Origin of the sequence: Infirmifilum sp. NZ (assembly GCF_022693705.1) — an archaeon.
Classification (GTDB): Archaea; Thermoproteota; Thermoprotei; order Thermofilales; family Thermofilaceae; genus Thermofilum.
In genome coordinates, this window is sequence record NZ_CP094288.1 from 1233823 (window position 1) to 1259777 (window position 25955).

Annotated in this window: 28 protein-coding genes; 14 read left to right on the forward strand and 14 right to left on the reverse strand. The window is 54.5% G+C overall.

From position 1 onward, the window contains the following. Position 1 precedes the first annotated feature (1 nt). Complete coding sequence (locus MOV14_RS06745) at positions 2 to 586, reverse strand: hypothetical protein (protein ID WP_318536568.1); 585 nt, start codon at positions 584 to 586, stop codon at positions 2 to 4. A gap of 128 nt (positions 587 to 714) precedes the next feature. Between MOV14_RS06745 and MOV14_RS06750 the strand changes: the two genes are divergently transcribed. From MOV14_RS06750 to MOV14_RS06770, 5 genes are all read left to right on the forward strand, one after another. Then, positions 715 to 1617 carry a carbohydrate kinase family protein gene (locus MOV14_RS06750; RefSeq protein WP_318536569.1) on the forward strand — a complete coding sequence of 301 codons (903 nt, stop codon included), beginning with the start codon at positions 715 to 717 and terminating at the stop codon, positions 1615 to 1617. Between the two features lie 244 nt (positions 1618 to 1861). Next, on the forward strand, positions 1862 to 2029 hold the full coding sequence (locus tag MOV14_RS06755) for a hypothetical protein (RefSeq protein WP_318536570.1): 168 nt from the start codon (positions 1862 to 1864) through the stop codon (positions 2027 to 2029). A gap of 52 nt (positions 2030 to 2081) precedes the next feature. Beyond that, positions 2082 to 3905 carry a threonine--tRNA ligase gene (locus tag MOV14_RS06760; RefSeq protein ID WP_318536571.1) on the forward strand — a complete coding sequence of 608 codons (1824 nt, stop codon included), beginning with the start codon at positions 2082 to 2084 and terminating at the stop codon, positions 3903 to 3905. A gap of 38 nt (positions 3906 to 3943) precedes the next feature. Beyond that, positions 3944 to 5128: a radical SAM protein gene (locus MOV14_RS06765; protein WP_318536572.1), complete on the forward strand. Its 1185-nt coding sequence runs from the start codon at positions 3944 to 3946 to the stop codon at positions 5126 to 5128. After that, the gene (locus tag MOV14_RS06770) at positions 5125 to 5397 is read left to right on the forward strand and encodes a DUF504 domain-containing protein (protein ID WP_318536573.1); all 273 of its coding nucleotides are present in this window, start codon (positions 5125 to 5127) and stop codon (positions 5395 to 5397) included. Before MOV14_RS06765 ends, MOV14_RS06770 begins: the two co-directional genes overlap by 4 nt. Positions 5398 to 5400: 3 nt before the next feature. On the opposite strand, the gene gap is transcribed toward MOV14_RS06770, so the two are convergent. Continuing rightward, complete coding sequence (gene gap / locus MOV14_RS06775) at positions 5401 to 6426, reverse strand: type I glyceraldehyde-3-phosphate dehydrogenase (protein ID WP_318536574.1); 1026 nt, start codon at positions 6424 to 6426, stop codon at positions 5401 to 5403. Positions 6427 to 6660: 234 nt separating this feature from the next. Between gap and MOV14_RS06780 the strand changes: the two genes are divergently transcribed. After that, entirely contained in the window at positions 6661 to 7419 is a 759-nt protein-coding gene (locus MOV14_RS06780) for a helix-turn-helix domain-containing protein (RefSeq protein ID WP_318536575.1), read from the forward strand. A 4-nt stretch (positions 7420 to 7423) separates the two neighbouring features. Here the strand turns inward: MOV14_RS06780 and MOV14_RS06785 are convergent, their stop codons facing one another. The 4 genes from MOV14_RS06785 to MOV14_RS06800 form a co-directional block, all read right to left on the reverse strand. After that, the gene (locus MOV14_RS06785; protein ID WP_318536576.1) at positions 7424 to 7858 is read right to left on the reverse strand and encodes an Hsp20/alpha crystallin family protein; all 435 of its coding nucleotides are present in this window, start codon (positions 7856 to 7858) and stop codon (positions 7424 to 7426) included. Between the two features lie 9 nt (positions 7859 to 7867). After that, the gene (locus MOV14_RS06790; RefSeq protein WP_318536577.1) at positions 7868 to 8626 is read right to left on the reverse strand and encodes a proteasome assembly chaperone family protein; all 759 of its coding nucleotides are present in this window, start codon (positions 8624 to 8626) and stop codon (positions 7868 to 7870) included. 41 nt (positions 8627 to 8667) lie between these two features. Next, positions 8668 to 9900, reverse strand: a complete 1233-nt coding sequence (locus tag MOV14_RS06795) for a phosphoglycerate kinase (RefSeq protein WP_318536578.1) — start codon at positions 9898 to 9900, stop codon at positions 8668 to 8670. Between the two features lie 195 nt (positions 9901 to 10095). Then, on the reverse strand, positions 10096 to 10611 hold the full coding sequence (locus tag MOV14_RS06800) for a hypothetical protein (protein ID WP_318536579.1): 516 nt from the start codon (positions 10609 to 10611) through the stop codon (positions 10096 to 10098). A 61-nt stretch (positions 10612 to 10672) separates the two neighbouring features. Here MOV14_RS06800 and MOV14_RS06805 point away from each other — a divergent pair, with 61 nt between their 5' ends. Continuing rightward, positions 10673 to 11065: a hypothetical protein gene (locus MOV14_RS06805; protein ID WP_318536580.1), complete on the forward strand. Its 393-nt coding sequence runs from the start codon at positions 10673 to 10675 to the stop codon at positions 11063 to 11065. Here the strand turns inward: MOV14_RS06805 and MOV14_RS06810 are convergent. Continuing rightward, complete coding sequence (locus MOV14_RS06810) at positions 11062 to 11799, reverse strand: hypothetical protein (protein WP_318536581.1); 738 nt, start codon at positions 11797 to 11799, stop codon at positions 11062 to 11064. The two genes, MOV14_RS06805 and MOV14_RS06810, sit on opposite strands and share 4 nt — an antisense overlap. Positions 11800 to 11918: 119 nt before the next feature. On the opposite strand from MOV14_RS06810, the gene MOV14_RS06815 reads away from it, so the two are divergent. The 3 genes from MOV14_RS06815 (at position 11919) to MOV14_RS06825 (ending at position 15451) form a co-directional block, all read left to right on the forward strand. Beyond that, on the forward strand, positions 11919 to 12740 hold the full coding sequence (locus MOV14_RS06815; protein ID WP_318536582.1) for a winged helix-turn-helix domain-containing protein: 822 nt from the start codon (positions 11919 to 11921) through the stop codon (positions 12738 to 12740). 304 nt (positions 12741 to 13044) lie between these two features. Further along, positions 13045 to 14352, forward strand: coding sequence for a hypothetical protein (locus MOV14_RS06820; protein ID WP_318536583.1), 1308 nt, complete (start codon positions 13045 to 13047; stop codon positions 14350 to 14352). Positions 14353 to 14377: 25 nt separating this feature from the next. Continuing rightward, positions 14378 to 15451 carry an SPOUT family RNA methylase gene (locus MOV14_RS06825; RefSeq protein ID WP_318536584.1) on the forward strand — a complete coding sequence of 358 codons (1074 nt, stop codon included), beginning with the start codon at positions 14378 to 14380 and terminating at the stop codon, positions 15449 to 15451. Positions 15452 to 15459: 8 nt separating this feature from the next. On the opposite strand, the gene MOV14_RS06830 is transcribed toward MOV14_RS06825, so the two are convergent. The 5 genes from MOV14_RS06830 to deoC are packed head-to-tail and all read right to left on the reverse strand — an operon-like array spanning position 15460 to position 19191. Then, the gene (locus MOV14_RS06830) at positions 15460 to 15753 is read right to left on the reverse strand and encodes a hypothetical protein (protein WP_318536585.1); all 294 of its coding nucleotides are present in this window, start codon (positions 15751 to 15753) and stop codon (positions 15460 to 15462) included. Between the two features lie 25 nt (positions 15754 to 15778). After that, entirely contained in the window at positions 15779 to 16183 is a 405-nt protein-coding gene (locus MOV14_RS06835; protein WP_318538144.1) for a Zn-ribbon domain-containing OB-fold protein, read from the reverse strand. Between the two features lie 10 nt (positions 16184 to 16193). Then, positions 16194 to 17363, reverse strand: a complete 1170-nt coding sequence (locus tag MOV14_RS06840) for a thiolase domain-containing protein (RefSeq protein ID WP_318536586.1) — start codon at positions 17361 to 17363, stop codon at positions 16194 to 16196. Then, the gene (locus tag MOV14_RS06845; RefSeq protein WP_318536587.1) at positions 17364 to 18410 is read right to left on the reverse strand and encodes a hydroxymethylglutaryl-CoA synthase; all 1047 of its coding nucleotides are present in this window, start codon (positions 18408 to 18410) and stop codon (positions 17364 to 17366) included. It abuts the gene before it with no gap. A gap of 58 nt (positions 18411 to 18468) precedes the next feature. Continuing rightward, a complete protein-coding gene (gene deoC / locus MOV14_RS06850; protein ID WP_318536588.1) occupies positions 18469 to 19191 on the reverse strand; it encodes a deoxyribose-phosphate aldolase in 723 nt (240 codons plus the stop codon). A gap of 44 nt (positions 19192 to 19235) precedes the next feature. On the opposite strand from deoC, the gene uppS reads away from it, so the two are divergent. The 4 genes from uppS to MOV14_RS06870 all read left to right on the forward strand — a co-directional run bounded on the left by uppS (position 19236) and on the right by MOV14_RS06870 (position 23449). Next, on the forward strand, positions 19236 to 20024 hold the full coding sequence (gene uppS / locus MOV14_RS06855) for a polyprenyl diphosphate synthase (protein ID WP_442786681.1): 789 nt from the start codon (positions 19236 to 19238) through the stop codon (positions 20022 to 20024). Between the two features lie 46 nt (positions 20025 to 20070). Beyond that, positions 20071 to 20223: a hypothetical protein gene (locus MOV14_RS06860; protein WP_318536589.1), complete on the forward strand. Its 153-nt coding sequence runs from the start codon at positions 20071 to 20073 to the stop codon at positions 20221 to 20223. A 251-nt stretch (positions 20224 to 20474) separates the two neighbouring features. After that, positions 20475 to 20915, forward strand: a complete 441-nt coding sequence (locus MOV14_RS06865; RefSeq protein ID WP_318536590.1) for a hypothetical protein — start codon at positions 20475 to 20477, stop codon at positions 20913 to 20915. Positions 20916 to 20917: 2 nt separating this feature from the next. After that, a complete protein-coding gene (locus MOV14_RS06870; RefSeq protein ID WP_318536591.1) occupies positions 20918 to 23449 on the forward strand; it encodes a carboxypeptidase regulatory-like domain-containing protein in 2532 nt (843 codons plus the stop codon). A gap of 421 nt (positions 23450 to 23870) precedes the next feature. Here the strand turns inward: MOV14_RS06870 and MOV14_RS06875 are convergent, their stop codons facing one another. Both MOV14_RS06875 and MOV14_RS06880 read right to left on the reverse strand, forming a co-directional pair. Further along, a complete protein-coding gene (locus MOV14_RS06875) occupies positions 23871 to 24560 on the reverse strand; it encodes a hypothetical protein (RefSeq protein ID WP_318536592.1) in 690 nt (229 codons plus the stop codon). Between the two features lies 1 nt (position 24561). Then, a complete protein-coding gene (locus MOV14_RS06880) occupies positions 24562 to 25833 on the reverse strand; it encodes a metallophosphoesterase family protein (protein WP_318536593.1) in 1272 nt (423 codons plus the stop codon). Positions 25834 to 25955: the final 122 nt, after the last annotated feature.

The window sequence follows — 25955 nt, forward strand, 5'->3', positions numbered from 1 at the left end:
TCTACTCTTGCCCGGAGCGCGCCAGCATCTTGTTGAGGGTCCAGCGTAGAGTGCTTTTAATCTCGTTTGCCACCCTCTTGTCCCCGTAGTTCCTTATTATTATCTTCCTGAGCAGACCCTTATCCTCCACGATCTCGTACTCGAATACCTCGTCCGGCAACTTTTCGCCCCTCGCAACGAGGTCCTCGTCCTTCCTCTTGTAGCCCTCTAGAACTTTCCTCACGAAGAACGACTCGAAGGGTGGGGTGCCGGCAGAAAACTCTTTAGTGAAGACGATCTCGATGCTTTCAGGGTACACGATAACCTTAGCCAGCTGCTCGCCTGTGGTGGCGGAGGTGATGAGTGCCTCTTCGAGTGGCGTGCCCCCGGCCTTAGCCCCTGCGGTAGCCGCGGGTCTAGCTTCCGCGGCCGTGGCCTGGGGTGTCCTCTGGAGGAGCTCTGAGGCCCTCATGAAGCTTGTAGAGGAGAGAGCCTGGTTCACGAGCCGTAAAGCCTCCTCGAGTAACGTCTCCTCGCGTCTAAGCTCCTCCAGCCTCCTCTCCAGGTACTCCTTCACTTCAGCCAGCCTCTTAGCCTCCTCGCTCAACCAATATGCACCTGCTTAGTAGGTTGAAGACGTCTTAATTATCTTTATCTGCTTTTCCTCTGATCCTGCCCACTGGCGCCGCCTGGAAAAGAAAAAACATAACCCTGCGATGCTACTGAGTTCTCATGGTGTCCGCCCCATCTTTCCTGGTTTCAGGGAACGCTAGCATAGATGAGTACTACCTCGTCGACAGAATCCCAGCCGCAGACGAGGCACAGGAGGCGAAAGACTTCTTTGCAAAGCTCGGGGGTGCCGCAACAAACGTGGCGGTTGCCCTCTCCAGGCTAAAGGCTAGAGTCACCTTCGCAGGAGTAGTTGGGAGCGACGAGTACGGGGACCTCATAGTGCGGTACCTGAGCGAGGAGGGCGTGGCGACCCACTGCGTGGTCAGGTCGAGTAAACCCACAGGCAAGGTTGTGGTAATCCTGGACAATGCTGGCCGCAGAGCGATGGTGGCTGTAAGGGGTGCAAACACGGATCTCAAGCCGGGCTTCATCGACGTCGACGCTCTGTTTAAGGGGGTGAGCCACGCTCACTTGAGCAGTACTAAACCCGACTACACTCGATGGGTGCTGGCGGAGGCTAAGAAGAGAGGCCTCTCGACGAGCTACGACCCCGGTATGGCGATCGCCTCAAGGGGGTTGGAGTACATTAGGGATGTACTTGGGCTGGTTGACGTGCTATTCGTCAACGCCCGTGAGTACGACGCCCTAGGCGGCGAGGCACTGGAGAAGGAGTACTGCGGGCTACTCGTGGTGAAGGAGGGGGAGCACGGCTCGAGGATCCCCAGGCTCGGCCTACAAGTACCGGCTTTCAGGGTCAGCACCGTCGACACCACAGGTGCAGGTGACTCGTTCAACGCGGCTTTCCTAATTGCCTGGAAGCTCGGCCTGCCCTACGAGAAGTGCCTCGCCATAGCGAACGCTGCTGGCGCCATAAAGTCCACGAAGCTGGGGGCGCAGTCCTCTCCCACACTGAGCGAGCTTAACAGCTTCCTTGAGTCCAGGGGTCACGAGCCGCTCGTCTTCTAAAGTTTAGAGCAGGGTAAAGTTCAATAACGTGTTACCCCTAAAGATATCCTGCAATGCGGGGAATTCCATGCAGAAGAGCGATGTGAGTTGTTCCCCACTCTGCCCCTTCAGAGCCTTTACTTGCTACAAAAACGCCCTCGTTTATAGGCGAACGAGAAGAGGGGTTGAGGCCTTCTGCACATGGATCGGGGACAGCTGCATCGGCTGGAAATGCCAGTTCTCCGGGTGCACGAGGCACGCTTTAATGCCGGATGGCACCTGCAAGCTCAAACTCGAGGCTCTGAAGCCTAAGAAAGAGGAAGAGGAGGACTTCTCGATCGAGGAGGAGGCTAAGGCGCTAGATAGGCAGGTCTACAGCAAGATCAGGGACAAGCTCAAAAAGCTAGGCCCTAAGGTGAGCGACCTCGAGTGAGTTGCGTGATAGGTTTAATTTCAAGCTACGCGTGAATCAAGGGGTGAGGTAGTTGAAGATCCTCCTCATCCACGCACGGAGCTTCGAGTACGAGGCAAGGGAGAAGGCCGTTGACTCCGCTGAGGAGCTATCTGAAGGTAACAGGACTGGCCGCGCGGAAAACGCGCTGGTGGCCTTTGTGACCGTCGAAAAAGGCGACTCCTCAGATCCAGGTATCGCTGAAAAAGCCGCTCAAGAGATAAGGGATGTGTACACTCGCGTGGGCGCGTCTGAAGTCGTGCTGTACCCTTACGCGCACCTCTCTGACAACCTCGCTGAGCCCGGCGAAGCGTTACCGTTGCTGAAATCCATCGAGGAGCTGTTGAAGGCGCAGGGTGCGAGCGTCAAGAGAGCCCCATTTGGCTGGTACAAGCGCTTCACTGTCGAGTGCTACGGACACCCGCTCTCCGAGCTCTCGAGAACGATAAGGCCCGGTGAAAAAGCCAGGAGGGGGTTCGAGGACTTCGCGGTGATGCTCCCCGATGGTAGGGTGGTTGGGGTCGAGGAGTTGCCCAGCGGACTGCCGGAGGACTTTGTCGCACTGCTCGAGGCAGAGGTTTTCAAGCGCCGGCGCGAAGGGGGTGAACCGTCGTACCTAGAGTACTGCCGGAAGTTCGGCTTCGAGTGGGAGCCCATGAGCGACCTCGGCCACATGCGGTACGGACCAGAGGCCACTATAATCGTTGAAGTGGTTGCCGAGTACGCTTGGCGGGTAGCCCGGAGCTTAGGGATACCGGTGTACAAGGTGAGGGGCACCAACACCTTCAACCTCGAGCACAAACCCGTTCTGCAGCACGCGCAGCTCTACGGAGACAGACTCTACCAGCTGGAGGTCGACGACAAGAAACTAATACTCAGGTACGCGGCGTGCCACCAGCAGTTCGCAATGATAAAGGACTGGGATATAAGCTACAGGAACCTCCCCCTCGGGATGCTCGAGATAGCTGACAGCTACAGGCTTGAGCAGCCTGGAGAGCTGCTACTCTGTTTCCGCCTCAGGAAGTTCACCATGCCTGATCTGCACATCTTCTGTAAGGACCTTCGCGAGGCGATGGAGCTCTCCTTCAAGGTGCACGAGAAGATATACGAGGAGATCCGGAAGCTGGGCCGCGACTACGTCAGTATATACAACTTGACGAGGTCCTTCCTCGAGGCCAACAAGGAGTATGTTAAGAGGCTGGTTGAGGCGGAGGGGAAGCCCGTTCTTCTGCACTTCGTCCCGGAGGGCAAGTACTACTGGGTCCTCAACGTTGAGTACAACATCATCGACGAGCTCGGCAGACCCAGGGAGATAGGAACTTTCCAGATCGACGTCGGCAACGCTGAGCGCTTCGACATCACCTACGTGGACGAAAATGGGCAGCGCAAACACCCGGTCATCATCCACACAGCGCTCATCGGCTCTATCGAGAGGTACATTTTCGCCGTTCTCGACACCGCGGCGAAGAAGGCTAAGGCCGGGGGCCTACCCTCCCTCCCTGTCTGGCTATCGCCAGTCCAGGTGAGGGTAATCCCGTTTACGAAAGAGTTCCTTGCAGAGGCTGACAGGCTTGCGGACATGCTGGAGGCCGAGGGCTTCAGGGTTGACGTAGACGACAGGGACGAGAGCATATCGAAGAGGATAAGGGACGCCGAGGTTAAGTGGATACCATACGTGGTGGTCATAGGGAAGAGAGAGGCCGAAACAGGGAGGCTGAGCGTCAGGGTGAGGGGAGAAGGACAGCTGGAGATGGACCTTCGCGAGCTGCTGAGCAGGCTCAAAAGGGACACGGAAGGCTACCCGCTGGTCAGCTCGAGGCTTCCAAGGTATTTAAGCCTCAGACCGAGGTACAGGTAACCGCGGCTCAAGGGGCCCAATGGGAGGCGGTGCATTCTTTGGCTCTGAAGCTCTCGCCTCGTGACCTCTACTACAGGAAAATCCTTCTTACGCGAGAGCTCGAGAACAAGCTACCCCTAGATGTTGCCCTGAAGGTTAGGGGTGATTACCACGCTAGAAAGCCGCCCAGACCCTGCGGCGCAACAGTGCACAGCGTTGTTGGCTGTGCTTACCGGTGCACCTACTGCTACCTACCGGACATGGGGGTTAGCAACTCCGTGTACAATATCTACGCCCTTAGCGGGGAGGAGATGACGTACGCCCTGCTATCAAACCCCTCCTTCCTTCCGGGAAGGCTCGGTACCCTAATAGCAATTGGAAGCCTGGGCGAGCCCTTCGTGGACGATTCGGCTTTTCACCGCACGCTCGAGTACCTTCAAGCGTTTAGCAGGTACCTTGGCAATCCCACTCAGTTCTCTACCAAGAGTGCTCTTAAAGAGACTCAGGTCAGAGCTTTAGCCTCTGTTAAGCTTCCCTTAAGCCCCCTGGTAACGCTGGTGACTCTAACAAAAAGTGAGCGTCTCGAGCCTGGAGCACCATCCCCGGAAGCTAGGCTAGAGACCATTAAGATGATGAGGAAAAACGGGCTACACCCGGTGGTGTTCCTCAGGCCGCTCATCCCTGGCGTCAACAGCGAGGAGGTCGACGACATGCTTGCGGCGTCTAAAGCCCACGGAGCTGTCGGGGTTGTGATCGGAGGGTTTAGGGTCACCCCTTTAATACTCGATCGCCTTGAGAAGGCAGGCTTCGACACCTCCGAGATCAGAAGAAGGGTGAAAGCCGAGCTCAGGCAGGGGAAGCAGCTCCCACTGGAGCTTCATGATGTGAAAAAGGAAGCCCTGGCCATCGCTAGGGAGAAGGGTTTAGTCCCCTTCCTCAGCGCCTGCTGCGCGAACAACTACACGGCCATGCTCCACGACGGGCTCCGTGCCCCATGCCCGGGGCTCGACTACATTGACGGTAAGTTCTGCACACTCTGCCCTGTTAATTGTCCAAGTATTCAGACCGCTGTAGACGAGTCTGAGGTGAAAGAATTCGTGGAGAAGCTGACGTCGGTCAAAGTCTCGGAGCTACAGCTGGATGAAAAATTTATCTACCTGCGTCTGGCCGGGAAGAAGAGGATTCCGCCGCACGTTAGAGCAGTGCTTGAGATCGGATACAGGAGAAAGGTGGTCGTGAGATGAAAAACCCTATGCGGAATTTCTTTCAAAGGGTTCTCTGGGATAAAAGTCTTGATAGGAAGACTGTAGTTGTGAAAATCCTGTCGAGGGGCTTTCAAGGCGGCATCGAGGAGTTTACTGGCGAGAGCGTGACCGGTGTCACGCGGGACGGCTTACTGGTGGTGATTGGGGGAGTAGCTAAATTTATCCCGTTTCACCGGATAATCGAGATAAAATGCGGAGGTAAAGTTATCTTCAGTAAAAAAGAATCGATTTACAGCTTTGATGTTTGATTGCTAGAGCCCTCTCTCTGCGAGGTAAACCATTAAGTCCACTAGCCTGCAGGAGTAGCCCCACTCGTTGTCGTACCACGCGAACACTTTAACCATGTCACCGTTCTTCCCAAGGACGTCGCTTGCTAGAGCATCGTAAATGGACGAGTGCGGGTTTCCGATGATGTCGCTGCTGACGATCGGCTCGTCCACGTACTGCAGTATACCTTTAAGCTCCCCCTCCGCCGCTCTTTTGAACGCGCTGTCCATCTCCTCCTTCGTGACTGGCCTCTTCAGCAGGGCTGTGAAGTCGACCAGCGATCCGTCGGGCACTGGAACGCGTATCGCGATGGCGCTGAGCTTCCCTTTGAGCTCGGGGTACACCTCCATGATAGCCTGGGCCGCTCCTGTGGACGTGGGAATTATGTTCTGCGCGGCGGCTCTTGCCCTCCTGAGATCCTTGTGCACGAGGTCAAGTATTCTCTGGTCGTTTGTGTAGGCGTGGACAGTCGTCATCATCCCCTCAACTACTCCGAAGTTCTCGTGCAGAACCTTAACCACGGGCGCGAAGGCGTTCGTCGTGCACGAGGCGTTGGATATTATGTGGTGCTTTCCCGGGTCGTACAGTTTGTGGTTCACTCCCATAACAATAGTGATGTCAGGGTTCTTGGCAGGCGCAGAGATCACGACCTTCTTAGCTCCGGCTGTCAGGTGCTTGGAAGCGTTCTCCCTGTCTGTAAATAGGCCGGTAGATTCGAGTGCGACATCGACCTCCATCTTAGACCAGGGTAGCTGAGACGGGTCTTTTACGCTGAGAACCTCTATCTCGTAGTTCTCGATGACAAGCTTATTTCCCTGAACCTCCACCCTTCCCTTGTACCTGCCGAACACGCTGTCGTACTTGAAGAGGTGGGCGAGGGTCTTTGCATCGGCTAGATCGTTCACGGCTACTACGTCGAAGGTCTTCAAGAACTTCTCGTTCTGCAGGGCTGCTTTCAGAAAGTTTCTACCTATCCTTCCAAAACCGTTTATTCCAACGCGGTAAGTCATGGTCTAGTCCCCAAGTATTATTTTTGCAGAATAGGGATATAAAGAAGGTTTAAGCACATCCAATAATTATTTGCTTTCCATAGTGGCTCCGCCCTGCACGAGCTCCCCATCATTCGGGCCTTCCGAGCTTCTTCACAGCCGATATTACATTACTCGAACACCTAATAAAACTGCCCGTCGAGCATTCGACAAATCGCTAAAGCATTTATAACAGATGTACAAACTCCATCCACGATGAGTCGAAGCAAAAGCGCTAACGACTGGTTCAGCGACCCCTCCCTCCGGGAGGTCGCTGCGAAAATCGCTGGAGAAATTATTATGTCCGAGAACCCTGGAGGAGAAATGAGGAAGTGGCGCGAGAAGTTCAGCCTAACGCAGGTTGAAGTCGCAGCCCAGATGGGCGTCTCCGCCTCTGTCCTAAGCGACTACGAAAGCGGTAGGAGGAAGTCTCCTGGAGCCAAGTTCGTTGCAAGGTTCGTGAAGAGCCTGATCCTTAAGGACATTGAAAGAGGGGGCATAATTCTCTCAGGGCTCAGGCGCATACTGCTAGGCTCCGACCTCCTGAGGGAAGCGGTGATAGACATGCGCGAGTTCAGCATCCCCATATCGATCGCTCGCTTCTGCGAGGCCATAGAGGCAGACCTGATAGTAGGCTCAGCCTTCGTCTCGACCCCGTTGCTCGGCTACACCCTCGTTGACAGCATTAAGCTTGTTCTAGACGTCCCATCGTACGACTACGTAAAGCTGTACGGTGCTACAACCCAAAGAGCCGCGATATTCACCAGAGTGTCTTACGGCAGGAGCCCAATGGTCGCTGTTAAGTCTATGCAGGCCGGAATGGGCGGCCTGCGCCCAGCACTAGTGGTCCTGCACGGAGTTAAGAAGGTCGATGAGCTGGGTCTGGAGATAGCGAAGAGGGAAAATATCCCCCTTGCTGTGACCCGTGTGGAGGACTTAAATGAGCTGATAAACAAGCTGAGGTCGATTAAGTAGTTTTTCACTCGACTTTAACCTTAAACCTCTCTACCCGTAGAGGAACCTCGACCTCAAGTATGCCTCTCTTGAAGGTGGCCTTGATGTTGTTAACGTCGGCATTGTCCGGGAGGGGTATCTCGAGCTTGTACCTCGAAATCCCCCTTCTTAGAAACGCGAACTCCTCTAAGGCAAAGGGTTTAGAGAAGACGGCCTCGATCCTCAAAACATTCCCTTCTACCCTTACGTCTATGCTCTCCTTATCTTTAACACCTGCGAGGTCAGCGCAGATTTTTATCTTGTCGGATGATCGCCTGACCTCGTAGAGGGGGACGACCGTTTTCTCCTCCTGAGCGGCGAAGGGTTGAAAGAGTTCTTCCTCGAACCTGGCGACTTCTTCTCTGATTCTCTGGAACTCCTTCATGATCTCCTCGAGTTGTTTCCTTACCCAGGACTCCATGCCGTTCACCTAAACGTACAGAGCAGGTATAGTGTACTCGTATTCCTTACCTGCACCTTTCATAGTCTCCATAGTTCTCTTCATTAGCTCGCGGAGTTTAAGCCTGATCTCCTCCTCTTGCTCGATGAGCTGTTTGACGTCGACGTCTTTTCCAATGAGCTTGGAAAGCGCTTGCAGGGTGGAGGCAGAAGCACCCGGATCTGGGTAGTTCAGAAAGCACTCGGAGAGCAGAGCTAGAGCTCCCAGTTTTTTCTTGTAACCCTCTTTCAGAATCTGCGCGTAGACGCCCCCGATGAAGCCCTCCCTTAAAGGCTCGATGCCCATCCTCTTAGCGTAGTCCAGCATCTCAGGCTCTATGGAAGCCGCGTAGGTGCGTGGAACCTCGATGTTCAGCCTGTCCTGCACCGCTATACCGCCGAGCAGGAAGAGCCTTCTAACCCCCCTCTCAAGTAGCTTAGATGTTAAGAATGCAGCGAGCCCATGTATTGACTGCGGAGGAATAGCGACATCCGAGTGCACCACCAGTATGAAGTCGTTGCCCTTGTACCCACCGTAAATCCGAAGCGGCAGTAGGGGGGAAGCCTCATGGAAGAGTATCACAGGAGGCATGCTGGGCGAGTCGATGTAGCCGATGCTCCTGAGATCCCATTGCCTCACAAGGTGTGACGTCGCTATTGGTCCCACAAGCCCCACGTCGGGTAGCCCCACTACGGCTATGCTCCCCTGAGGGACTTCCTCGGTGAGAGAAATAGACCAGACTGTTTTCATACCGTGGCTTTAGTGGAAAAAGAGCATATTATATGTTTCCGCTACCTCGAGTATCTCTTCAGCACTTCGACAACGGGAAGGGTGCCCTTTATGAGGTACTCTATTAGAGCTCCTCCCCCGGTGCTGGCGTGGGACACCTTGTCAATGTAGCCGAGCTTCGAGGCAGCTGCTAGCGTGTGGCCTCCGCCGATTAGCGTGAAAGCGCCGGAGGATGCCATAGCCTCAAACACCGCCCTAGTTCCCTGGGCGAACCTCTCGTCCTCGAAAACACCCATGGGTCCGTTCATCACGACAGTCTTCGAGCCCTTGATGAGCTCTGAGTAGAGTTTAGCAGTCTGGGACCCGATGTCCTTAATCAAGCCATCAGTGGGTAGTTTCGAAACCTCGACTTCGACCCTTCTGCCGTCTTTTTCTACGGCTAAGTCGACAGGCAGGACGATCCTGTCCTTGTACGCCGATAGAAGGTCTTTGAGCTCTTTCTCCAGGCTCAGGAACCCCTTTTCCTCCAGAACCTTCAAGTTCTTCTCTCCTATGTTGAAGCCGGCGCTGTGCAAAAGCAGGTTCGCCGCAAGCCCCCCTGTAAGTACCCTGTCTGCGATGTTGCCGCCTAGCACGCTCCTGATTATGTCGGCAGTGTCCTCGGCCTTAGCACCACCGATCACGTAGATGCACGGCCTCTCAGGGTTGTTGCGGACCCTGTAAAGCGCCCTAAGCTCTTTCTCCATGACCCTGCCAGCGACGAAGTGCCTCACGACCGGGGCGAAGCCGACGAGTGAAGCGTGAGGGCGGTGAGCGGCAGAGAATGCGTCTACAACGTAGACGTCGATGAGAGGGCCGAGCCTAGACACAAGCTCCGATTTGGCGTGCTCCTCGGGGCTAGCAGTCTTAGTCTCACCATCCCAGTACCTAACGTTCTCCAGGACCAAAACCTCGCCCTCTCGAAGGCTCTTTATCGCTTGGACTGCTCTCTCGCCGAATATATCGTCTACGAACTTCACTCTCCCCTCCAGATACCTGTTAAGTACCTCGGCGTGCTCGCGCAGGCTCGTGAAATCCGGGTCACCTTTGCGACCCTGATGGGAAAGGACAACCACTCGCGCTCCCTTGCTCGCGAGCTCCCGGAGCGTCGTTTCAGCGTGGGCGATAATCCTGGTGTAGTCCAGAAGTTTTCCAGTTTTAGCGTCTACAGGTGAGTTGAAGTCAACCCTTACGCCTACAACTTTACCTTTTACATCCACGTCGTCGAGCGTTTTTATGCCAAAGCCTTCCAGCATGCGTTCACCCGTTATCTATCACACTGCGTTAATATTTTAAAATTGAGCAATAACGAGGTCTAATTACGATATTTTTCCCGCTAAGCCAGCGGGGGTTCCTCGGGTTGGGCCGCTCCTCTGTGAAGTTCACCAAACCTAGAAAATCTCAAGGAAGCGGATGCCGAAAGCGCTAATCGAGAATGGCAGGAGGGTCCGCTAAGCGAGTGCTTGCAGGGCCTCGATTACGACTGAGAGGACGATCAACCCCAGCTCGACTGTGATAACCGCTAGTGTACCGAGGACCTCTGCTTTTTCCCGCCTTACGACCTTGTATGTAAGGAATAATCCCTCTGCGCAGGCGACAGTAATAGCCATGATCTGGAGAAGGTTGACGACATCGGTTGCGATAACGGTGAAATCACCTTGACCGGTGGCCACATGCTGAGCTTTAAGGGTGTAGCCGGCATAGTAGGCTGTGGCTCCTGCCACAATCGGCCCAATGACGGGGATGTTACACGACAGAACCAGTGGCGCGAAATCTACCAGCACGTTCGTCGCCGTAGCTTCGAAATCTCCTGGGACCAGTAAGCTCTCGAAGTACCGTTCTGTTGACTCGTAGAGCTGTTTTGACTCAGAGGGGCTGATCTCTTGAAAGTACCCGAGCACGATGAGGGAGACTAGCGTTAGTGCGGCTACGGCTAAAAACAAGGCTCTGAGCCCCCACTCGTCCATACGACCCCTCCTCAGGTTATAGTGAAAAGCATAAATTTGTGTGCCCGCGAGGAGTGACTCAATGCACCACTCTGAAACGTTCTACAACGTAGTTAGGTGCGGGGAGGTACTGTGCGTCGAGTTTGACTGCTCGGCATGGCGATGGGTCGAGGAGAAGTTAAATCTTCGCGTTGAGAGCGCAGGGGAAGTGTGCTTCTCCAGTCTTCCGTACTCGAGCAAAGACGAAGCCATAGAGTTCTTGGTTGCTAATGGTGTTCCTGAAGAGAGGATAGCTGTCGAGGGTAGTCCTCTCGCAATCAAAGCGGAGAGAGGCAGAGAGCCCACGGTGAAAGTATGCCCGGTGTGCGGGAGCACTAGGATAGTTGAAATCGGGGTAGTCGGCCTCACTCCGCCGCTTTACGTGTGCGAAAACTGTGGGTACCACGGCGCGCTCGTATTGGAAGTGGTTCTTTAATCCTCCCTCTCCTCGAGCAATGCGAGCTGCTCCTTTAGGCTTAGGATTTGCCGGATGAGCCAGGCGTCGTCGACGCTCCCCCTCCCGTAGAAGAGGGTCAGGAAGCCCTCAAATCTCTGCTTGACGAGAAATCGAAGCAGCTTTGGGTTGTTGTACTGCGAAGGGATGAGGATGGACGCTGGTCGGCCCTCCTCGTAATTCGAGATGTTAAGATTCCTAGTTATCTGCAGGTTGCTCCTCAGAGCCTCCGCGAAAGAATTTGTCGACGGGTAGTCTTCCTCGGTCATTGAAAGGCCAATAACTCCCCCGGCGAAGGAGCCGATAGCTCTGCTCACTCTCCTGAGCTCAGAGGGATTCCCTGGCTCCAGGAGAACCTTAACCTTGTATGTCGCGGCTACGTCGTACATCTGCTCAAGCTCCTCACTTGAGATCTCGCCGGGTCTCAAGATAATTATAGTCCTACCCGCCGACTCGTCCGCTATCATGCAGATTTTCTCGAAGTCTTCAACATCGATACCTGCGACGTAACCGAACCTTAGGGACGCGAGATAGAGATTGCGGTCGTAAAATGCGTCGACCACCTCGCCCACGCTCTCAGCTACAAGTGTGTTCCACGTGGTCACGATTTGTATCCACGCTCCCGTACCCTCCATCAGCGAAAGCCTCCTGTCAAGCTCTTCGAAATCGGCCTCGCTCAAGACGGCTAGTCCTGCCACGGGTATTATTCTCAGCATTCTGCAAGAAAGAGTAAGTTCAGGAGCCTAATATAGTGCGCGCTTACCGGTCTGAGACATGGCTCGAAGCGTTGCCCTAAAGCTATATTTACCACAAAACATGTTGCTAGACACGCACTATGCAGGAGCCTCAGCGCGATTCAGACCTCGAGCAGGTTTACGCGATAATGGGTAACCCCTACATGAGGGCTATACTGAGGACGCTGGGTGAGAGAGGCGAGGCCTCTTTCAGTGAGCTGAAGTCAGCTGTCGGAACCAGTACCGGCAACCTCTACTATAACCTTGACAAGCTTGAGGGGTTTATAACTAAAAACGAGAAGCGTAAGTACGTGTTGACGGAGAAGGGCTTTAGGCTCTATCGTTTTATGCTGGAGAACGAGTCCCGCATAAGGACTTTGATCTCGGAAAAAAAGGGCGTCGCTGCATGGGTAGAAAAGTACATCCTCCCAGTGCTGGTCCCGGAGAGCCTGGTATCGTTTCTGTACTCTGATGCCCAGCTGTCGCTTCTCATGCTTGCGGCTTACTCGGTACTGACGGGGGTATCCTCAATTTACGGTGTATACGTGTGTTTTGGGCTCGACCAGCTCTTCCTGCCTCTCACGGGCGTCTACAGGTTGCTCCCCGCGCTAGCAGGCCTCCTAGTTCTCTTGACAGCACTTGAAGCTCCATCTAGGCTTATGGGAGGCGAGAAGAGAATTAGCATCGAGTACATCGCCACGGTTCTCGCCGCCACGCTCCCCTTGAGCATCCCAGCCCTGCTGCCACTAGACATCCTGTACGTCAACGTACTTTTCCGCCTAGCTCAGATCCTCGTCATCGGGTTGCTTACAGCTACACTAAAGGTGTACAAGCGTTTGCCGACGGAGAGAGCGTTCATAGCTGTGTTCACAGCAACGTATGTAAGCTACAATATCGCCTTCATAATTCAAAGATTCTTCTAATGACTGCGTCTCGCGCAACGTCCTCGCCTGACACATCTGCCCCTCTGTCCAAAAAGCTCCCTTGAAAGCTCTTCGCGTTTCGCCCAGTAAAGGCGACCACCACGCTAAGTGCCCTCGTTGTCTTGCTCCTGATCAAGCACGGTGCACTCACCCTGCAAGCCCCCTGGGGTCGCGTCGGGAACCCTATCCGGGATCGAACAGCCTCCCCCCTCTAACTTTCACTCAAGCCTTAGGATAAGAAGGAAAAGACCGAGGCGAACACAGGGACGAAACGAAGAAAAGCTAAGACGTACCATTGCCTCACATGGAGATTGTACTCGAAAACCTTACGCCAGTAGTGTTTAGGGCTAGCGTTAGAGTCCTAGAGCTTATATCGAGACACTCGCTGTCGCTGGACTCGGCTTTCCAAGAGGCTCTTGGGGAGTTCAGCTTGAAGCCAGGTGAGCGAAAAGCGGTCTACTTACTTTCCAAAGGCACGCTTGAAAGCATTGGGCCTGCAATATATACTCTGAGGAAGCACGGTAAAGAGTCTCTGCCTCTGCGCAGGAGAATGGCCTTCCTAGTAGCTTTCTACCTCGTACGGGAGAATTGGGAGACTCGCCTCAAGCTAAAAGCTGTAAGGGGTGGTTTGCTCAGCGACAGTCTTATGCCATTACTGTCTGAGCGCGCCATCGAGAAGGCTATGCTTGAAATCAAGGAGTTACCCGCCGCTCAACGCTTAGCCTACGAAGAAAGTATACCCCCGTTGGTAGCTGAGACTGCCCTAGCGATGTTCGGAGAAAAGGCTTCGAGGGATGTCTTGAGGTCGTTAAAGCGAAGGCACGTGTGGGTAAGGGTGACTGAACCCGGCTTGATTGACTGTGTCAAGGAGTATTTGTCGAGGCGCAGTTTTTCTGTGAAGATAGACGAGGATACTCCATCACTGCTGTCGGTAGAGTTAAATACGGATGATCCCTTACCGCAGCTCCCAAAGGGCGCGGTCTACCAGGATAAGGCTAGTGTAATCGCCGTGGAAGCGTTTCTATCGCTCAACCCTCGCGGCCTCATTGCCGACTTAGCTGCAGCTCCCTGCCTTAAGTCCTCTATTGTCTGCAACAAGGCGACAGAGGCTGAGATCATAGCCGTAGATGTATCTCAGAAGAGATTGCCATTATGCAGGAGCTTCATGGACTCGTCTCGTTGCGTGTACGACCTCGTGTGCTCTGACGGGAGGTTTTTCCAGTCGATGAAGCGTTTCGACGGCGTCGTTGTAGACGCCCCGTGTACTAACAGCGGTGCAATCCCGCGGGACCCGGGTCTGCGGCTCGCTCTCTGGGATCTGAGCCGGAGCGATCTGGAGAAAATGAGTCAGACTCAGGTCCTCTTGCTTAGGAATGCTCTGAGGTTATCTAAACCTCACGCCCCAATACTTTTCTCTACATGCTCGATCTTCCCAGAGGAGGGTGAAAGGGTTTTGGCAAAACTGGAGAAAGCCTTCAAGCCCTTGAAGCCCATGCTCCCTCCGAGCCTCGAGAGCAGGCTGATCAAGCCCTGCGAGGGGTGCTACAGGCTTTACCCCCACCTCCACCGGACAGACGGCTTCTTTTTCTCAACAATCACAAGGACAGTTTAAAAGCCCGCACGTCATCAGAGGGTGCGTGGTCGTGGAACTTAGGCCTTGCCTGGTCGTAACGACCCACCTAGGCCTCGAGAGAGTAGCCGCAAGCCGGATAAAGGAGGAGCTCGGCGTCGAGGCTGAGCCTCTGCCCGGAGGTTTTCAAGGGCTTGTCCTCGTGTACTGCCAGGGATTCGATGTGGACCTGTTGGCGAAAGAGCTCTCGTCGCGAATAGTAGAGGCCGAAAGAGTTCTCCCGATTTACCGGGCTGTAAAGGCAGACTTGGAAGAGATATGCGAGGCTGTGAGGAGCATTGCTCCACAGGTGCTGGGTGAGTCAGAGTCCTTCGCGGTTCGCACCGAACGCAGAGGGCATCATAACTTCACTTCTATAGATGTGAACGTCAAAGCGGGGGCGTGCGTGCAGAGCGTGAGAGGCAACCCAGTCGATCTCGAAAACCCTGACAAGATCTTCTGGGTTGAAGTACTGGGCGATACCGCCTATGTCTCCGTTACCCCGGGGTCTGTAGTCTTCAGAAAAAGCTACGATCGGAAACCGAACGTTCTAGTGCACCTTAGAAAAATAGTGATAGGTCAGGTCCCGTACCTCGCTGACATCGAAGCCTCCTACAAGGTAGGAGTCCGCATAGGTAGGGCTGTCCAGTCCTTCGAGGTAAAGGAACTCGTCATCACACCATATACTCCTGTCGATGCCCGGCCGCTGGCTAGCTTCATCAGAGGTGTGCTTGAAGGCATAGATTCTCGTTACAGCATCCAGACGCGCAGCTACAGTAGGAAAGTCCATAGGGTGCCGGTGAACCTATTCGACCTTTACCAGCTAGTAAGGGATTACCGCGAGCGGAATATTCCCATAATTGCCACGTCTACCAAAGGCAGGTACGTCGGCGAGGTCAAGCGAGATGTGCGGAGAATTTTCGAGGATAACGACAAGGTCCTAGTACTGATCGGATCGCGTGAAGGGCTCCCGACCGGCGTGCTCCGCTTCTCGGACTTAGTGATAGACGTCCTGCCGGGGGTCACCTTAGCGACCGACGTAGCCGCGCCGTCTATTTTGACGGCCATTGCGGGGGTCCTCGCAGAGGAGAATAATGACTGATACACGGCTTACTTTCGCTTGACCAGGATGAAGATTGGCTCTGATATCCGCTCGCCTTTGCAACGGGGACACCTGCTGGGCTTGCGCGCGCTTTCTAGGCTTGTGAAAACATACCCGCAGTCGCGGCAAACCGGGGGTTTCATGGCGATGAAGGCGCTGTTATTCGTCGCTCTTCTGATAGTCTTAGCCGCATGGTTTATGTCGTCCAGTAGCCTTTTCGCGTCGGAGCTCCTGAGGGAGAGCATTTGGAGAAGATCGTGGAGAGTGAACTCAACACCAGGGTTACTGAGAAAAATCTCCACTAATTTCTCGCGAGCAGTTTTTTCCTCACTCGTTACTGATCACAGGTCTGAACTTAATGCCATACTCTATTATCCCTTTCTCTCCCTGCTCTCTGTACCTCCTGAGGACGGCCTCTACCCTCATCCCCTCGTGTACTTCATCCGGTTCAACGTCAGTTATCTGCGCGGGGACGAGTGTTCCATCGTCTAGCCTCACTAAAGCAACGACGTAGGGCGCTTGGCCCACGAACTCCGTGGGCGGCGACCTCACAATACTGAATGTCTCGACGACCCCGGTCTCCGGCAACTTCCTCGGCTCTACGTTATCAGAGCCACAGACAGGGCAGCTTCGCCTGTACGGGTAGAAGGTCTTCCCGCAGTCCTTGCAAGCACCCCCTATCAACCTGTACTTCGTTACCCTTTCACGCCAAACCCTTGGAACACTCCTCATGTACGCCACTCTACCTCACCCTTCTCACGATGTTAACCACGACCGTCCCCCCAACACCCCCGACGTTTTGGGCTAAGCCGATCTCCGCGTCGGGGACCTGGTTAGCTCCGGCCTCCCCCCTTAGCTGGGTGACTAGGTCGTATACCTGGTAAACCCCAGTCGCGCCGACCGGGTGACCTCTAGCCTTTAAGCCTCCCATAGTGTTCGTGGGGAGGTCGCCATCTCTCTCGAGTTGACCTTCCTTGAGGAGTTTCCACCCCTCGCCTTTACGGGCGAATCCAAGATCCTCCAAGTGTATCACGCCTAGCACTGTGAAGGCATCGTGGACCTCGAGCAAGTCCACATCCTTGGATTCAATGCCGGCTTGCTTAAAAGCGGAGCTCTTGGCCTTTACCGTTGCTGCCAGTGTTGTGAGGTCGGGTCTGTCGTGAAGACTAAGTATGTCTGTGGCTAACCCGCTCCCCGCGAGCTCGATAAGTATGTCTTTTCCGATCCTTTTGGCCTTTTCCTCGGAGCATAGAACTAGCGCCGCGCTCCCGTCCCCGAGAGGAGCGCTCTCCAAGAGCCTTATCGGGTCTGCGACGGGGGGCGATCTCAGCACCTCATCGAGGGTCACAGGCTTGGGGAACTGGGCTAGAGGATTATTCGCTGCGTACTTGTGGTCGTGGACTGCGAAAAGAGCGATATCCTCCTGCTTAACGCCGAACTTCTTCATGTACGTTCTGTAAACGAGGGCGTTAAGGGCTACGAACGAGAAACCCGCGAAAGCCACGTACTCCTGGTCTTCAGCCATCATCAGCGCGCTCGTAGCGTCACTAGTCGTGGCATCTGTGAGCTTCTCCGCTCCAACCGCCAGCACACAGTCGTAGACACCGGACTTTACCGCTAAGTAGGCGCTATGAACGGCCGCCCCGCCGCTGGCGCAGGCTGCCTCGACTTTATGCGCAGCAACACCCGGTATTCCAAGCCACGTTGCGAGCAGGGAGCCAAGGTGCTCCTGCCCTTGAAGGTAGCCGGATGACATGTTGCCCACGAACACCGCCTCAACGTCGCGTTTTGAGAGGCCGGCGTCCTGTATAGCCTTCCTAGAGGCTTCGGTCATTAAGTCGCGGAGTGAGAGGTCCCAGTGTTCGTCTATTTTTGTGGCGCCGACGCCAACAATAAACACTCTGTTGCCCATTTAGGTCACCCCGTGGATGTACCTCCTGTACTTCAGGTAGTAGGCGTAATCTACGAGCTTTTTCCTTGAAAGGTAGTGGGAAACTTTGGGCGCCAGTTTCCTTCTAGCCTCAATACCCTCCTCCACGACTATACTAAGGGCGTCGGAACCTGCACCGCTACCGAAGGAAACTACGAGTATCCTCTCGCCTGGTTTAGCGTGATCCAAAACGTTTGCTAGGCCGATCAGCGACGCGGCAGCGTAAGTGTTGCCTATCTCCCCTGAGAGCAGGCCCAGTCGCAGCTGTTCCTCCGTGAACCCCAGCATCTGCGCCATCCTCTGCGGGAACTTCACGTTGGGCTGGTGGAACACAACGTAGTTGAAGTCGCTGGGCTTTAACCCCGTCTCCTCCATTAAGCCTCTTGCAGCGCTCTCTATGTGGTGGAAGTACGCCGGGTCACCGGTGAACCGGAAGGTGTGCATTGGAAACTTCTCACCCTCCCGACGCCAGAAGTCCGGCGTATCGGTCACGTAGCTGTAAACATGCTCGATCGTCGCTACTGAATCCCTCGAGAGAGGACCTAGGACGTAGGCGGCTGCCCCGGCGGCCGCCGTGTACTCGAGCTCGTCCCCGGGTCTACCTTGGGCTGTGTCGGTGCCAATGCCCACGCCGTACTTTATCACTCCAGCTGAAACCAGGGCTGCTACGCTGATCACAGCTGTGGTTCCCGCCTTGCAGGCGAACTCCATGTCTATGCCGTAGAGCTTCCTCGAGAACCCAAGGGCTTCGGCTATCACCGTAGCCGACGGTTTAACGGCGTAGGGCGGGCTTTCAGATCCGATGTAGAGTGCCTCGATGAGGGAGGGGTCGATGCCTGCCCTCTTCAAAGCGTTTTTCGCGGCCTCGTACGCGATGGTCAATGAGTCCTCGTCGGGTCCTGGGAGGCTTTTAGTCTTCACTGGGGCCTTCTCCCCACCCTTGGTGTGCACCCTCGCAATTTCCTTCGTCTCAATCCTGTAAATGGGGATGTACGCCCCGTAGCCGTAGATTGACGCCAGTCCTTTCATTCTGCGTCAGAGGTGTAGAAGATGGGGTGGTATAATAATTTTTACGCTTGTTGTTCTTCTATACGTTGTTTGACGAAATTCTCCGGAGATCCTCGATTATCTGTATGCTGCTGCTTGTTCCTATTCGGTCTGCCCCCAGGAGGTAGAAGTACAAAGCCTGCAAACCAGTCCTAATACCCCCCGCAGCTTTTATACGCGTCGATGTCCCAGAGACGGCTTTCCTAATAATCAGGATATCCTCGGGTGTAGCACCTCGTGGTCCGAAACCTGTAGACGTCTTAACAAAGTGCACACCTGCTCTAGCAAGCTCCCTAGAGACGTCGTGTATCGTTTTGCCGTCGAGGAACCCCGTCTCAATGATCACCTTGAGAACCCCACCATACTCTTTGGCTACTTCCAGGAGGCGTTTAGCCTCTTCCACGGCCTCTGCCACCATACCACTCCTCAGCATGGAGATGTTAATAACGGCATCAACCTCGTCAGCACCGCTTTCGAAGGCCCTCCTAGCCTCCCTCTCTTTGACTTCGGCAGGCGAGTTCCCATGTGGGAAGGAAACCACCGTTGCTACCTTTACACTCTCACCCACCACGCGTCTAGCCCTACTGACGAAAAAAGGTGGAACGCAGCAAGCGTAAAAGCCGTACTGAACTGCCTCCAGGCACGTCCTTTCTAAATCTGGGAGAGTAGCCTCGGGCCTTAGATTTGTGTGGTCAATCACCCTAGCCACAGCCTCAACAACATCTTCAGTGTCACTTACACTTCTGGCGAGAATCTTCTGCACAAATGGTTAATATCTTGCCTTCGCTCATAAATTTATTGATACACTTGATGTGGCGAGCGCTCGCAGAGGTGCTTGGCGTCTACAGATTGTACGAGTACCTGCTCGAGAAAGAAGTGAAAAGCGGCGACATCCCAAGGCACGTTGCATTCATCCTTGATGGCAACAGAAGGTGGGCTAGATCGAGAGGGCTTCCACCTTGGCTGGGGCACCGCCACGGCGCCGAGAAAGCTGAGGAGGTTCTCAAGTGGTGCTACGACTTAGGGGTGAAGACGGTAACGCTCTACGTGCTATCGACGGAGAACCTGATGAGGCGGAGCAGGGAGGAGGTTGAGGAGATACTCAGGTTGCTGGAGGAGAAAATCGAGGAGCTGAAGGCCTCCGGGGAGGTTGAGAAGCGCCGCGTCCGCGTGAAGTTCATCGGTGACAGGGCCTCCCTGTCCCCGAGTCTCATATCTAAGATTGAGGAGCTGGAAAAATGCACAGCGAGGTTCTCAGAGAGGTTCTTAAACATTGCGGTAGCGTACGGTGGGAGGAGGGAGATCATCGATGCTGTGAGAAGGCTCGTCATGGACGTGCAGGCAGGCAGGTTGTCGGTGGAGGACATAAACGAGGAGGTCTTCCAAAGGTACCTCTACACGGGTGACCTGCCTTACCCTGACCCAGACTTAGTGGTCAGGACGAGTGGGGAGGAGAGGATAAGCAACTTCCTGCTTTGGCAGATAGCTTACTCGGAGCTGGTTTTCCTAGATGTCCTGTGGCCGGAATTCAGGAAGATCGACCTTCTTCGCGCCATAAGGGTGTACCAGTCGAGGCAACGCAGGTTTGGTAGGTAACAATCTTGCTTCTTAGTTTTCCCTGGATTCTTCCCATGTTCGGCCTATGCTTTCCCTTGTCCCGAGGGCTTGGAGAGGTGGGTTGTGGGAAAGTGTTCCAGCGTTTCATGCATTAAAGCTGTTCCTCGACGAAGCCGAGGTCAAGGAGCTCGCTGAAAAGCCAGCGAGGCACTACCGCCTAGGCGCCCAGCAACACTAGGCCCCGGCTCGCGGTTGGCCGCCGCTGCCCGCAATGGGCGCCGCGGCCGCCGGGTGCTCCTCCCGGAAGCCCCCCTAGAGGGGCAGGCCCGCAACGGGCGATGCGGCGCCTCCGTGGGGCGACCCCGAGGCCGACCAGAGATGACGACGACTTTAAGGGGGCCAGTGGGGGCAGAAAAGGAGGAGCTTTGGTAGGTGATCACGGGTACGTATACGTTAGTTTTTTTAAACGCTAAGTGGGGCTAGAAAGTGGTGGATGTGTCGTACAACATATACCAGTTCAACAGCTTTGATGATTTACTAAAATACGTCGAAGCCCAGATAGCGAGCATACAGGACATGCTTCAGCAACTTGAGCAAAGGTACGAAGTGGTGCGCGTCAGGGCGGAGCGCATGAAAGCCCTCGAGAGAGTGCTGGAGGACCTCCTGGGAGAGAAGCTGTCCTCGCTCAACGAGATCGACTACATGGGATTAAAGGTTGTCGTCAACGCGAGGGCCGTTGACGAGCTAAACGTGCTCGAGGAGACTATAGAGTCGCAGAGGGAGTCGCTGGAAGCTCTCGCGCGCATTAGGGACGTGCTTCACAAGCTTGGGAGCTCCCTGTCATCTGGTGAAGAGCTGACCGGGATCTCCATACTAGTTCAGACACTCAACGGAATACCTGTCAGGATACTTTTGAAGGAGACTGAGTAGCGATGAGAAGGCTCCTGCTTATACCCACACTGCTACTGTTTTTTCTCGCTCTTCGTCCCGCAACCTCAGCCCCCGTGTACAATTACGAGGTAAGAACGTTCAGGTCGGTGATAGAGTCCTTTCTGCCGGTGGGAGAGAGCGTCTACGTCGCGTTCTCAAACGGCACAGTGGCGCTGATCGACTACAGCACGGGGCGGGTCACCTCAGGGGTGATCAAGCCTACAGGGCTGGATAGCGTTGGGATGTTCTACAGCGGCTCCTCTCTGGTGGTCGTGGACTCATCGGGCCTCATAGCCATTTTGGACCCCTCCACGCTGAACGTACTTTCCTCTATGAGCGCCATTTCGAGAAGCGACGAGTCATATGTCCTCCGAGCGGCCTTAAGCGGGGACGGCCGATTTCTAGCACTAGACGTAATGTACACCTACAAGGGCGCTAGGCTAGAAAGGCTTGTGCTCGTAGACCTCATCAAAAGGTCGAGGGTATTCGAAAGAGACGTCAACTCCAACGACGTCCTGTGCAAGGTTTTCTCCTTAGACTTCTACGGGAACTACCTGGTGACCGAGACTATCGATACTCTCTGCGAGCTATGCCAGCTCACAGACAACAAAGTCGAAGTCTACAGTGTTTCGCCTAACGGGGTTGTGAAAGTGGCTTCGCTTCAGACGGGTTTGACTATCAAGGCCGTGGGCGAGGGCTACGTGCTGGCGCAACAGGTGAAGTCTGAAAACGGCCAGCACAGAACCCTCGTCCTGACACTGCCTGACCTGAGGGTGGTTTCAGAGAAGATGGCGCAGCAAGCAGTGCAGATAACCCCTATCGGGAGCAGGTTCGTGGTCGTATTCCAGGACGGCTCTGTGAACTACTGTGATGTATCTCTGAGCTGCTCTCAGGTGTTGAAGGTCCCGACTCAACGCAGTATAGGGGTTTTCACGCGGGACACTATAGCTGTTTTCACGGTGAGCAGTGTTTTCGTCTACGCTACTGACTACAAAAACCCGCCTACGCTTATCGCCAGCTACCGCATTGCGTGGCCCAGCGTCTCCTGGGACCCTGTCGATGGAAAGGCATCGGGTAGCATTTTTGCGGCTAAGTACGGGAACAGCTTCCTTGTGGTCGTCTACCCGCTTCGCAACTCCACGATCCACCTCAGGGTCCTGGATCAGGACGGGAACCCTCTCGACGGCGCAAGCGTGACCTTGGTTGGTAGCTCGGGTACCTATAGCGCGGTCACAAACTCCTCAGGGTGGGCAAGCCTTAAAGTTCCCCCGGGTAACTACTCTGTGGAGATACTTCGAAAAGGGTTCTCGGAGAATAATTTCCCGCTCTCGGTTAACCAGCCGACAATGTTCCTGGAGACGAGAATGGTGAAGGAACCACCGAAAAGGTATACTTTGACTGTAAACGTCGTAGGCGACAACGGGAAACCGTTACCCGGAGCAAGGGTCACGATTGAAGGCCCAGAGTCCTACGAGTTACTAACACCGGCCTCAGGAACCCTTTCCGTGGAGCTGCTGAGGGGGAACTATACCGTGAAGGCCGAAGCCCCTCTCTATACTCCTCAGACTATCCGCTTAGAGCTCAAAGAGCAGGGTGGAAACCTGACGTTAGTATTGAAGAAGAAATTCTTCAACCTGACAGTCATCTCGGAGGCAAACTTATCCGTTACGCTGAAACTCGTAGGAGTTGGCGCCGCAGATAACGCCATCGAAGTTAGGACGAAGGGAGAGCCTGTAACCCGCGTAAAGCTTGCGGCCGGAAGCTACATTGTATCACTAATCGACTCACCTAAGGGCTACAGTTGCCGCTTGAACACTACCACCATCGAGTGGCGCGATACCACCGATCAGGCCCTGCTGGTAAACTGTTCTCCCGTGAAAGCTGAAAACAGGGCAAGCCTGGCGGAGATCATCGAGAGTATCAGGAGCGAGGTGCAACTAAGCCGCAACGTATCAAAAACCATATCCCTTGGCACCATTACGCAGTACAACGGCCAGCAGCTCGACCTCGCGTCACTATCCCGGGAGAAAACGCTCGTCGTCGAGCTCTTCTACACGCAGTGCACGGGGTGCAAGTACATGATACCGCTCCTCAGAAGCCTGTCGCAGAGAAACGACACTGTCGTGATCTCCCTTACGGTCTCGCCCTCTGATACACCCGAAATCCTGAAGAGGTACATGCTCGACAACAATATCACATGGTACATCGGCAGGGACGACGTGCAGCTCGCGAGCCAGGTCAACGCTACGTCTTTTCCAACAGTTCTGGTAGTCAAGGAGGGAAGTATCGTCTTTATGGGTGTAGGTTCGAAGCGCGAGCTCGAAGAGTTAGCGCGTGCACCAAGTTCGATTAGCCTTGAGAGTTTGGTAGCCCCAGAAACCTTAATAATACTCGGCTGTGCCCTCATCCTGGCCACTCTTGCAGTAGGTGGTGGAGGTGCCAAGGAGAAAGGACAAGCTGAAGAGAGTGATATCTGGCCTTATAGTAGCCATATTCATTCTCTCCATACTGGCCTACGTGGCGATTACGCTTAAACCGTAACTAAGAATGCTACCTTCTTAGTTTTCCCTCATTTCTTGCCCTGCTCGACCCACAGCCTCCTCACTCCCAACCAGTGAAGGAAGAGGTTACGGGAGAGTATCTGGACAAGCGTTTGGGACTCGAGCTTGCTATATAATCGCAGCAGGTGTGTGGGTAAGGTAAGCTGGAGAGGGGAAAGGCTTTACTGTTTTCAGCCTAAGAGCTTGAGGCGGAGCAGCTCCGCTTCTCTCTGATCCCTCCCCTTCTCAGCCGCTCCTTCTCGGCAAACCTACTCGAGCACAGCGCTAGTAGGGAGTGTGCCTGCGGCGTCACATGCTGAAGTACGCTGGGGCGACCACTCCCAGGGGAACCCGTAACACCTCGAAGAGGGTCTCAGAAAGGTGAGGGAGTGGCTTAGCCAGGCGCGGCCAGCCGTCAGACGGGGCATCTTGAGGGTAGGCTCAGCGCTGCAGTGATGACGGTTGCTACAACAGGGACAGTTAAGTTATCTTCCGGCGAGATGAACTCGGTTACTGTTACAATGACTGAAGTCACAACTGCTTGCATAACGCTGCCTCCGCATAAAAGCAGGAGTGAAAGATACACGAGAAGGGCTATGACCTCTCCTCCAAGAGTTTTACCTTTTCTCCAGAGAAGGAGGCTTGAGATCGAGGCCACCGCGTCAACGGCTGCCAAGGCAACAACACCGTAGAAGGTGTGACAAGGGTCTATTAGGAGACTCACAACAGCACCTATCATACCGTACAGCAGACCGACGTAGCCCTCTCTCTTCTCGTAATCTCTCTCAAGCAGGGATAGTTGCTTCTCGATGAAGCTGTGGAACTCGTCTATCGCCTCCTCGAGCACCGTGAAGGGCGTTCGAACTCTTTCACCAAAGCTGTCGATGAACCTGTGGAGTTCCCTGGAAAAATCTTCCAGCTCGGTCTTGAGCTTGAACCTTTTCACGACGATGCTGTTGAGGAGGGCCGCTGCCAGCAACCCTAGGGAATAATAGATGTAAACATTTAGGAAGCTCGGTAGCGGGAAGAAGAACGGGTAAAGAAGCAGGAAGCTCAAAGCCAGGTGCACGAGCTTACGGTAGAGCTCACGCTCCACAAAGGACAAACTAAACCGCCTCGAGAGTATAAGATATAGCTTTGAAACCCGAGCTGACCAACTTTTTCACGAGCTGTGAATCCAAGTTTAGAGCACCTTCTTTGAAGAGCACGTACTCTGCGCTTATCTTCATCGAATCCGCCTCACCGGAGGTTATCTCCCAGAACACGTGGGCTTTCTTATCAACAGAGAAGATTTTCATAATGAGGCATAGCCTATGACTCCCCGCAGCGTCGTTGCACGAGAAAAGGTACTCGCTAAATGGGGTGAGTGCCTCGTTCCTCCTGGAGCCGTAGAACTCTATGACCCTGTCTTTAGGAACCTCGAGGATCTTCGACCCACCTGATGAGAACACGTCCTTAAAGACCCTTGTGACGATAATGTCCAGGAAGTCTTCAAGGGTAAGGTTGTCTTTGAGTGTGTAAAAGGGAATCTTCACCTCCCTCCTCTCAACAAGAGCCCCTGTTGACGCGTCCCTGAAAGACAGAAGAGCCCTGTAGGGCACGCCGCTAACCCTCGCGAACTTCAAATCGGCTTTGTGCGCACACTTTCTGCAAAGAGCCCACTTCTCAGGAATGTGGACTACTCGGCCGCACCCGCTGCACTTCTTCCAGACACCGTTGATGAATCTCCACTCGACTCTTACATCTCCGTTGCCCGAGACGTCTATGTACGCGTAGTTGCCTATCGGTTCACCGGTCTTAAGGAGCCTGTCAAGCCTAGCCACGTTGACGTAGACGGTGCCGTTGTGCTCCACCTCTAGGCCTCCGAAGCTATGGCTGTGACCGAAGATGTGGACGCGGGGTCGGTAGTGGTCGATGAGGTAATTTATCTCCACCACACCGGCATGGGGAGAGTGGTGGTAACTGTCAATAACCTTCCCGCGGTCCAAAATGCTGAAAGGAGGGTAATGCGTCACGAGCACAACAACCCTCGTCTGCCTCTCGAGTTTGAACGGCTCCACCCTTCTCCCGTGCCCCACCAATGCTATATCGCCGAAGTAAACAGGGCCTGTGGCGTCAAGGTCGAACACCTGTTGCGCGCCGCACTCCCGCTCAACGTCCCAGTTACCCTTAACGTAGTATACAGGTTTCTGTAAGCTCTTGGATACCTTGCTGAGTATTCTGCACATGCTTCCAGGCCTTTGAGGGTTCCCGATGTCTCCAGCGGCGACGATCACGTCGTAGGAAACATTATCTCTCCTCGCCCATTCTATGAACTGGTCCACAATGTCCTCCTTGCCGTGGACATCTGAGACTGCGAGCATCCTGAGCTTAGCCATATCTTGAACACCAGGTCGCCATGCATGGACGCGAAGAATAAGCCCTCCAGCTTATAAAAATGCTCACCGCGAGGCCGGGCGCGCTCGCTCGCACCCTTCCTGGGAAAAGTTAATAAACCCAT

Excerpts from the sequence above, each read along its gene's own strand:
- MOV14_RS06755 (WP_318536570.1), top strand. The coding sequence starts at position 1,862 with ATGCCGGATGGCACCTGCAAGCTCAAACTCGAGGCTCTGAAGCCTAAG.
- MOV14_RS06770 (WP_318536573.1), top strand. The coding sequence starts at position 5,125 with ATGAAAAACCCTATGCGGAATTTCTTTCAAAGGGTTCTCTGGGATAAA.
- gap (WP_318536574.1), bottom strand. The coding sequence starts at position 6,426 with ATGACTTACCGCGTTGGAATAAACGGTTTTGGAAGGATAGGTAGAAAC.
- MOV14_RS06780 (WP_318536575.1), top strand. The coding sequence starts at position 6,661 with ATGAGTCGAAGCAAAAGCGCTAACGACTGGTTCAGCGACCCCTCCCTC.
- MOV14_RS06785 (WP_318536576.1), bottom strand. The coding sequence starts at position 7,858 with ATGGAGTCCTGGGTAAGGAAACAACTCGAGGAGATCATGAAGGAGTTC.
- MOV14_RS06790 (WP_318536577.1), bottom strand. The coding sequence starts at position 8,626 with ATGAAAACAGTCTGGTCTATTTCTCTCACCGAGGAAGTCCCTCAGGGG.
- MOV14_RS06795 (WP_318536578.1), bottom strand. The coding sequence starts at position 9,900 with ATGCTGGAAGGCTTTGGCATAAAAACGCTCGACGACGTGGATGTAAAA.
- MOV14_RS06800 (WP_318536579.1), bottom strand. The coding sequence starts at position 10,611 with ATGGACGAGTGGGGGCTCAGAGCCTTGTTTTTAGCCGTAGCCGCACTA.
- MOV14_RS06805 (WP_318536580.1), top strand. The coding sequence starts at position 10,673 with ATGCACCACTCTGAAACGTTCTACAACGTAGTTAGGTGCGGGGAGGTA.
- MOV14_RS06810 (WP_318536581.1), bottom strand. The coding sequence starts at position 11,799 with ATGCTGAGAATAATACCCGTGGCAGGACTAGCCGTCTTGAGCGAGGCC.
- MOV14_RS06815 (WP_318536582.1), top strand. The coding sequence starts at position 11,919 with ATGCAGGAGCCTCAGCGCGATTCAGACCTCGAGCAGGTTTACGCGATA.
- MOV14_RS06820 (WP_318536583.1), top strand. The coding sequence starts at position 13,045 with ATGGAGATTGTACTCGAAAACCTTACGCCAGTAGTGTTTAGGGCTAGC.
- MOV14_RS06835 (WP_318538144.1), bottom strand. The coding sequence starts at position 16,183 with ATGAGGAGTGTTCCAAGGGTTTGGCGTGAAAGGGTAACGAAGTACAGG.
- MOV14_RS06840 (WP_318536586.1), bottom strand. The coding sequence starts at position 17,363 with ATGGGCAACAGAGTGTTTATTGTTGGCGTCGGCGCCACAAAAATAGAC.
- MOV14_RS06845 (WP_318536587.1), bottom strand. The coding sequence starts at position 18,410 with ATGAAAGGACTGGCGTCAATCTACGGCTACGGGGCGTACATCCCCATT.
- MOV14_RS06860 (WP_318536589.1), top strand. The coding sequence starts at position 20,071 with ATGCTTTCCCTTGTCCCGAGGGCTTGGAGAGGTGGGTTGTGGGAAAGT.
- MOV14_RS06870 (WP_318536591.1), top strand. The coding sequence starts at position 20,918 with ATGAGAAGGCTCCTGCTTATACCCACACTGCTACTGTTTTTTCTCGCT.
- MOV14_RS06880 (WP_318536593.1), bottom strand. The coding sequence starts at position 25,833 with ATGGCTAAGCTCAGGATGCTCGCAGTCTCAGATGTCCACGGCAAGGAG.